Raw genomic sequence first — 7,496 nt, 5'->3', positions numbered from 1 at the left:
CTCGTGGTGTGGGGCGTGGCGTACGGCGCGGTGCCGGTGTGTTCGCAGCGGTGGTTCGCCCGCGAGGCGCCGGACGCGCCCGAGGCCGCGACCGTCCTGTTCACGGCGTCGTTCCAGGCCACGATCTCCGCGGGCGCGCTGGCGGGCGGGTTCGTGGTGGACGCGGTGTCGGTGCCGGCGGTGATGACCTGGGGCGGGGTGGCCGCGGTCCTCGCCGCGTTCGTGGTTCCGCTCCGGGTGTTCCGCTCGCCGGAACGCCGGGCTGTCCCGGCCGCCGAGTCCGGTGCGACGGTCGGGACATGGCTCCCGTGATGGCGGCGATCGTCGGCCCCGGCAACATCGGCACCGATTTGCTGGCGAAGCTGCGACGCAGTGAAGTGATCGAAGTCGGTTACGTGGTCGGTGTGGTCGAGTCCGACGGCCTCGAACGCGCGCGAGCGCAGGGGATCGCGGCGTCCGCGGAAGGCGTCGACTGGCTGCTGCGCCAGGACCCGTTGCCCGAGCTGGTGTTCGAGGCGACGTCGGCGAAGGCGCACGCCGCCAACGCGCCGCGCTACGAGGCGGCGGGCATCCAGGCGATCGACCTCACCCCGGCGCACCTCGGCCCGATGGTGTGCCCGCCGGTCAACCTCGGCGCCCACCTCGACGCCCCGAACGTCTCGATGATCACGTGCGGCGGCCAGGCCACCATCCCGATGGTGCACGCCGTTTCCCGCGTGACGCCGGTGCCGTACGCGGAGATCGTCGCCTCGGTGGCGTCGCGCGGCGCGGGTCCCGGCACCCGGGCGAACATCGACGAGTTCACGCGCACGACGTCGCAGGCGGTGGCCGAGATCGGCGGGGCCGGGCGCGGCAAGGCGATCATCATCCTCAACCCGGTCGAGCCGCCGATGATCATGCGGGACACGGTGTTCTGCGCGATCGGCATCGACGCCGACCGCGACGCGATCACCGCGTCCATCCACGAAATGGTGGCCGAAGTCCAGCAGTACGTCCCCGGCTACACCCTGCGCGCGGATCCGCAGTTCGACGACGCGCGGGAGGACTGGGACGGCCACGCGCGCGTCGGCATCTTCCTCGAAGTCCGCGGCAACGGCGACTACCTCCCGGAGTACGCCGGGAACCTGGACATCATGACCGCCGCGGCCGCGCGCGTCGGAGAGCTGATGGCGCGCGCGAAGCAGGAGGTGCCCGCATGACCCGCCCGGAACTGAAGCACGACGTCCGGATCGTCGACACGACGTTGCGCGACGGCAGCCACGCGATGGCCCACCGCTTCACCGAGCAGCAGGTGCGCGACACCGTGCGCGCGCTGGACCGCGCGGGCGTCGAGGTGATCGAGGTGACCCACGGCGACGGCCTCGGCGGCTCGTCGTTCACCTACGGCTTTTCCGCCGTCGACGAACTGAAGCTGATCGCCGCGGCGCGTGAAGAGGCTTCGCAGGCGAAGATCGCCGTGTTGCTCGTGCCCGGCATCGGCACGGCGGAGGACCTCCAGCGCGCCTTCGACGCGGGCGCGGAGATGGTGCGGGTGGCGACCCACTGCACCGAGGCCGACGTCTCGCCGCAGCACTTCGGCCTGGCGCGCGAACTCGGCATGGAAACGGCCGGCTTCCTGATGATGGCGCACCGGACGCCGCCGGAAGACCTGGCGAAACAGGCCCGGATCATGGTGGACGCGGGCTGCCAGGCGGCGTACGTGACGGACTCGGCGGGCGCGCTGCTGATGCACGAAGCGCGCGACCGGTTCGCGGCGCTGGTCGCGGAGGTCGGCGACACGGCGTGGATCGGCTACCACGGCCACCAGAACCTCTCGCTCGGCGTCGCGAATTCCGTGCTCGCGTACGAAGCCGGCGTCCGCTACATCGACGGCTCGCTGTGCGCGCTCGGCGCGGGCGCGGGCAACTCGCCGACGGAGGTCCTCGCGGCGGTGTTCGACCGCCTGGAGATCGACACCGGCCTCGACGTCGGCGCGCTGCTGGACGCGGCCGAGGAGGTCGTCCGCCCGTACCTGCACCGCTGGCCGAAGATGGACCGCAACGCGATCGTCCAGGGCTGGGCGGGGGTCTACTCGAGCTTCCTGCTGCACGCGGAGCGCGCGGCGGAGCGCTACGGCGTCCCGGCGCAGGCGATCCTGCGCCGCTGCGGCGAGCTGGCGCTGGTCGGCGGGCAGGAGGACATGATCATCGACGTCGCGGTGCAGCTGGCCGCGGAGGGCTAACCCGCGAAGCGGTCCAACGCCGCCAGCTTCCACGCGCGCTTGACGTCGCTCGCGCGGTGCCCGGACCGGTCGTCGACGAGCAGTTCGGCGCCCGGCCAGGCCCGCGCGAGCTCCCACGCCGTCGTCACCGGGCAGCTGAGGTCGAGGCGGCCGTGGATCAGCACGCCGGGGATGCCGGCCAGCCGTCCGGCGTCGCGGATCACGGCGCCTTCCTCGAGCCAGCCGGCGTTCGCGTAGTAGTGCGTGGTGAGCCGGACGAACGCGAGCGCGGCGTCGTCGAGCGGTCCACTGTGGACTTCGGCGCCCGGTTCGAGGGACAGCACCGTTTCCTCCCAGGCGATCCACGCCATGGCGGCGCGGTCCCGCTCACCGGGGTCGTTCACCAGCCGGGCGTACGCGCGCACGACGTCGTCGTCCCCGGCGCCGTCGCGGAAGCGCTGCCACGCCTCGGGGAAGAACCGGCCGGCCCCGCGGTAGAGCCAGTCGATCTCCGAGCGCCGCGTCGTGCTGATCGCGCTGAGGACGATCTCCGACACCCGGTGCGGGAAGCGTTCGGCGTACACCAGTGCGAGCGTCGCGCCCCACGAACCACCGGTCACCAGCCAGCGCTCGACGCCCAGGTGCGCCCGCAGCCGTTCGAGGTCGGCGACGAGGTGGTCGGTGGTGTTGTGCCGCAGGCTCGTCGCCGGGTCGCTCGCGTGCGGCAGGCTCCGGCCGCACCCGCGCTGGTCGACCAGCACGACGCGGTACCGGGCCGGGTCGAACATCCGCCGCATCCCCGGCGCGCAGCCCTGGCCGGGCCCGCCGTGCAGCACCAGCGCGGGCTTCCCGGCCGGGTTCCCGCAGGTCTCCCAGTAGATCCGGTGCCCGTCGCCGACGTCGAGGAGGCCGTGGTCGTAGGGCTCGATCGGCGGGTACACCGCACCATTGTCGCGGGCGCGCCGGAGGTGTCCCGGCGCGCCCCCGACGTCACGCCGGCTCGCCGAACCACCGTCGCAGCGCGGCGTCGAGCCCGGCGGTCCCGCCGTCCTCGCTCGCCCAGGCGATGAACCCGTCCGGCCGGATCAGCACGCCGGTGAGGCTCGATTCGTCGGCGCCCTTCGCGGTGAGCACGTTTACGCGCTCGCCCCAGCCGGCCGCCGCCTGCCGCAGCGCGGCGTCGTCGGCGAGGTCGAGCAGGAGTGCCTTGCCGTCCTGGAGGTGCTCGCCGAGGCGGGTCCCGTCGGCGAAGGCGAAGTCCGGCGCCCCGCGGCCGGTGAGGTCGTGGTCGCCGTCGAGTGGGTACCGGTGCAGCACCCCGGAGAGCTTCTTGGCCAGGTAGGTCGCGCCGTCGTCGGTGCGCAGCAGCTCGCCGACGACCTGGCGCAGCGCCTTCGTCCGGACGTCGCTGCGCATCAGCGCGACCTGCGCCCGCGTCCATTCGAGCACCCACTCGCCGATCGGGTGGCGCTCGGTGGTGTAGGTGTCGAGCAGGCCTTCGGGCGCCCAGCCCTGGATGGTCGCGGCGAGCTTCCAGCCGAGGTTTACGGCGTCGCCGATGCCCAGGTTCAGCCCCTGCCCGCCGAAGGGGGAGTGGACGTGCGCGGCGTCGCCGGCCAGCAACACCCGGCCCAGGCGGTAGGTGCTCGCCTGGCGCGCGTTGTCGGTGAAGCGCGTCGCGCTGTGCACCTTGAGCACCCGGACGTCGGCGCCGGACACCCGCCGGAAGCTGTCCTCGAGCTCCTGCGCGGTGACCGGGGCGTCCCGGTCCGCGGGCGGCCCGTCGAACTCGACGGTGAGCATCCGCCCGGGCATCGGCCCGTGGACGTAGAGCCCGCCGGTGCCGTGCTGCCAGCCCCCGGGCAGCTTGTCGGCCCCGCTGAGCTCGGCCATCGCCTGCCGCCCGGTGACGGCGGGGTCGGTGCCGGGGAACTCGAACCCGGCCAGCTTCCGGACCGGGCTGCGACCCCCGTCGCAGCCGACGAGCCAGCTCGCGCGCACCCGGTCGTCGCCCAGGTGCACCGTGACGCCGTCGTCGTCGGCTTCGAACCCGGTCAGCTCGACCCCGCGCCGGATCTCGACCCCGAGTTCGAGGGCACGAGCGGCGAGGATCGCCTCGACGGCCTGCTGCTGGATGACGACGACGCGCGACGCGGGCCCGACGTCCCGGAAGTCGGGATCCTCGAAGTCGACCCCGTTGGAGGCGACCATGATGCCCGCGAAGTGCCCGACGGGCATCGCCGGCTTCGGCCCGCCTCCGCCCCGCGACTTGAGGAACTCCTCGATCCGCGCGGCGTTCTGCCGCACGTTCTCGTCCATGGCGGGCAGCAGCCCCCGCCGGTAGAAGGCCTCGGCGGTCGTCATGTTGACCGACCCGGCCTTGATCGTCAGATCCGGCTCGGGCAGCCGTTCGACGACGAGCACGTCCACGCCCGCCAGCCGCAGTTCACAGGCCAGCATCAAGCCGACCGGTCCGCCCCCGGAGATCACCACATCCCTGTTCATGCCGCTGATGATGCCCTGAAACTTTTACCGAGTCAAACTTTATGCCGGGTCTATACTCTCGGCTCATGGCGGATCACGGACTGCGCGAGCGCAAGAAGCAGGCAACACGCCAGCTCATCTCGAACGTGGCCACCGGCCTCTTCATCGAGCGCGGCTTCGACCAGGTGACGGTGGCGGAGATCGCGGAGGCCGCGGGCGTCTCGAAGATGACGGTGTTCAACTACTTCCCCCGCAAGGAGGACCTCTTCCTGGACCGCCACGCCGACCGCCTGGCGGAGCTGACCACGGTGATCACTTCGCGGCCGGCGGGGGTCTCGCCGTGCGCGGCGTTGCGGGAGCACCAGCACGCACTGCTGGCTTCGGGTCATCCCCTGTCCGGCGCCATCGCGGGCGGGCCCGGGTTTTGGTGGGTCCTGACGTCGAGCCCGGCGTTGATGGCGCGGTGGTACGAGCAGGAGCGGGAGATCGCCGAGGCGTTCACTTCGGTGTTCGTCGAGGAGACGGGCGACGCGTTCCGCTCCCGGATGGTGGCGGGGCTGCTGACGACGGCGATCGCGACGGTCTTTTCGCACGCGATGGGGCGGATCATCGCGGGGGAGGATGCGGAGGTGGTGCGGCGGGAGCAGGTGGCGTTCATCGACGAGGCGTTCGACCTGGTGGAGAACGGCGTCGGTGATTTCCCGGGCTGATACCGACTGAATTTACGATTACACCCAGTTGGGTTCTATCGCGCCGGTTTATCTAAGTTTTTCGACGTTAGACCGGCAGCAAAGGTGACCTGTAGAATCTGTTGTGTCAGTGGGTCATCGTTGCCGCGTAACGTCGTCATGACATGCACCACGTCAATTGCGTTTTCGCGAACCGACGGCAGACTTCTGCTGCTGCCATCCAGGAGTAACCCGGTCAGTCGAACGGCCACTTTCTGTAGATCGTTAGTCTGCACGCTGTCGCCGATCCACTCGTCAATCAGTTCGTCAACTAGCGTTTTTGCGGCCTCTTTCTTGTTCATGGCCAGCAGTGTGCTGGCTACGTCGAACTTGGTCACCAGGGTGTGTGCATGAGTGGCCCCGATGATCCGCACTCTGTCTCGAAGAAGTGCTTGAAGGTGATGGAGAACTTCTTTGAGGGGGGCGCCGGATCGCCGTAGGGTGCCACCCTTGAGGTCCCGAATTTGTAGAACTCGTGGGCTTTCTATGCCGTATGCTCGTGCATACCTGTCATGCATCTTATCGAGCATTTCCAGTGCGGCGGCTGGGTTTATTTCGGAGACGAAGAACGCAATATAGTGACGGGCGAGCAGGGTTGAAATATGATTCTCGCCAAATACTTCAACGTGAACCGGCAGAGTCTTTCGCAAGAGGTTGATGGCAATTTCCGGGCTTCCGCAAACGCCGATCGCGTAGGCGTGCCAGCGGTTCGCGTCCACTGTGTCCCGGTGTTTATCGCCCAATACGTTGCTTAGATCTTCGATGAGTTCGGGAAATATCTCCAGTGCCTTAAATGTGTGCAACGAGTCTGCAAGACTCTCGGCAAGTGTCAGTCTTGCATTGAGTGTATCTTGGTGTAGATCTCCAAGTTTGATTCGTCGATCCTGAAGAATTTCTTCCAATGCGGCATTCGTATTGACCTGGTCGCCGTATGTGGCGTAAAGCTCGGCAGCTATTTCTGCGCCTGGAATATCGTGGCAAGCCGCTTCGCGAAAAGCCAATGTTGCGATGTGATGCTGAAATCTGCGTGCTGCGGCCTCTCCTATGCGAAATGCTTGCCAAGGGTCTACGCTTTTGAGAAGTGTTTGCCATGTCGCCAGTGGAACAAGGTCGAGTCCTGGTAGATCCACTAGGTAATCGAATGCGATGTAGTGGTCCGGCTGCTCAGAAGGTAGTAGCAAGCTGCTTGCGCCGTGACTGGTCCGCGTTGCCCACGCTAATGCCTCCTCGACGGATTCGGGGCGTAATACCTGGCCGCCGCGATCGTTGAGATAAGGGTGGCAGAGCTTGACCAGGAGGCTGAGAGATACCGGCTCGTCCATGCCTGCTCGGCGACAATCAACTGCGGCTGCCACCAGTGCGGCGCCGCGTGGATGAGCGCCTGGCGCCCACGCGGTGTGCCAGTTGCGAACGAGTTCCGGCCCCGCGGCGAGCACTTCTGCCAGGCCGAATTTCTCCGCATTGGGCAATGCGGCCCAGATGCGTGGGTCGTCATCACAGTCTCGGGCACGCGCGATCTCTTCGGCGGTCCAGCGTCGGGATATTTCCACCACGTCGGCTAGGTGTGATGTCCGGGGAGGTTGGTCAGCCGGGTGACCGGCGGCTTGCCGCCGGTTGCGCTGTGGGGTCGATGGTGATTGTAGAAGTGCAGCCAGTCCGGTAGCGCCGCCCGCCGCAGACTCTCGGACGGGTAGAAGCGGGCGTAGGCCCACCCGTCGGCCAGGGTCCGGTGGAAACGTTCGATCTTGCCGTTCGTCTGAGGCCGGTAAGGCCGGGTCCGTTTCGGGATAACGCCCAGCTCGGCGCACGTTTCGCGCCAAGCGTGGGACCGGTAGGCCGAGCCGTTGTCGGACAACACGCGTTCGACAGTCACGCCTAGATCGGCGAACCAGGCCACGGCCCGGCGCAGGACAGCGGTGGCAGTCACCGCGGTTTCGTCGGTGTGGATTTCGGCGTAGGCGACGCGGGAGTGGTCGTCGATGACGGTGTGCACGAACGCGGTGCCGGTGCGGGGCTTGTAGTCCGCGCCGCGGGGCAAGCCTGGCGTGGCGCGTTTGTTGCGCTCGCCTTGCTGCCGGCCGAGG

At 68.5% G+C, this 7,496-nt stretch carries 7 protein-coding genes and 1 pseudogene; 4 read left to right on the top strand and 4 right to left on the bottom strand.

Annotated features, from left to right (window positions below; all coding sequences use genetic code 11):
• The 3 genes and pseudogenes from G3I65_RS39190 to dmpG form a co-directional block, all read left to right on the top strand.
• Positions 1-312: pseudogene (locus tag G3I65_RS39190) on the top strand (hypothetical protein); the annotation flags it as partial.
• Entirely contained in the window at positions 300-1,199 is a 900-nt protein-coding gene (locus tag G3I65_RS39185) for an acetaldehyde dehydrogenase (acetylating) (RefSeq protein WP_160700563.1), read from the top strand. The pseudogene G3I65_RS39190 and the gene G3I65_RS39185, both read left to right, overlap by 13 nt.
• Positions 1,196-2,221 carry a 4-hydroxy-2-oxovalerate aldolase gene (dmpG, locus tag G3I65_RS39180; RefSeq protein ID WP_160700562.1) on the top strand — a complete coding sequence of 342 codons (1,026 nt, stop codon included), beginning with the start codon at positions 1,196-1,198 and terminating at the stop codon, positions 2,219-2,221. Before G3I65_RS39185 ends, dmpG begins: the two co-directional genes overlap by 4 nt.
• Here dmpG and pip read toward each other — a convergent pair.
• Positions 2,218-3,141 (bottom strand): prolyl aminopeptidase, encoded by a 924-nt coding sequence (gene pip / locus G3I65_RS39175; RefSeq protein ID WP_160700561.1) that lies wholly within the window; start codon positions 3,139-3,141, stop codon positions 2,218-2,220. The two genes, dmpG and pip, sit on opposite strands and share 4 nt — an antisense overlap.
• Before the next feature lie 49 nt (positions 3,142-3,190).
• Entirely contained in the window at positions 3,191-4,705 is a 1,515-nt protein-coding gene (locus G3I65_RS39170; RefSeq protein WP_160700560.1) for an FAD-dependent monooxygenase, read from the bottom strand.
• Between the two features lie 65 nt (positions 4,706-4,770).
• On the opposite strand from G3I65_RS39170, the gene G3I65_RS39165 reads away from it, so the two are divergent.
• The gene (locus G3I65_RS39165) at positions 4,771-5,394 is read left to right on the top strand and encodes a TetR/AcrR family transcriptional regulator (protein WP_160700559.1); all 624 of its coding nucleotides are present in this window, start codon (positions 4,771-4,773) and stop codon (positions 5,392-5,394) included.
• 35 nt (positions 5,395-5,429) lie between these two features.
• On the opposite strand, the gene G3I65_RS39160 is transcribed toward G3I65_RS39165, so the two are convergent.
• Both G3I65_RS39160 and G3I65_RS39155 read right to left on the bottom strand, forming a co-directional pair.
• Positions 5,430-6,965: a hypothetical protein gene (locus G3I65_RS39160; RefSeq protein WP_160700558.1), complete on the bottom strand. Its 1,536-nt coding sequence runs from the start codon at positions 6,963-6,965 to the stop codon at positions 5,430-5,432.
• A 5-nt stretch (positions 6,966-6,970) separates the two neighbouring features.
• The coding region (locus tag G3I65_RS39155; RefSeq protein WP_160700557.1) for a DDE-type integrase/transposase/recombinase at positions 6,971-7,496 on the bottom strand (526 nt) is incomplete at its 5' end.

The organism is Amycolatopsis sp. SID8362 (genome assembly GCF_010550475.1).
Taxonomy (GTDB): domain Bacteria; phylum Actinomycetota; class Actinomycetes; order Mycobacteriales; family Pseudonocardiaceae; genus Amycolatopsis; species Amycolatopsis eburnea.
Note: the sequence above shows the minus strand (reverse complement) of the source record. Positions and strands in the feature narration are given on the sequence as shown.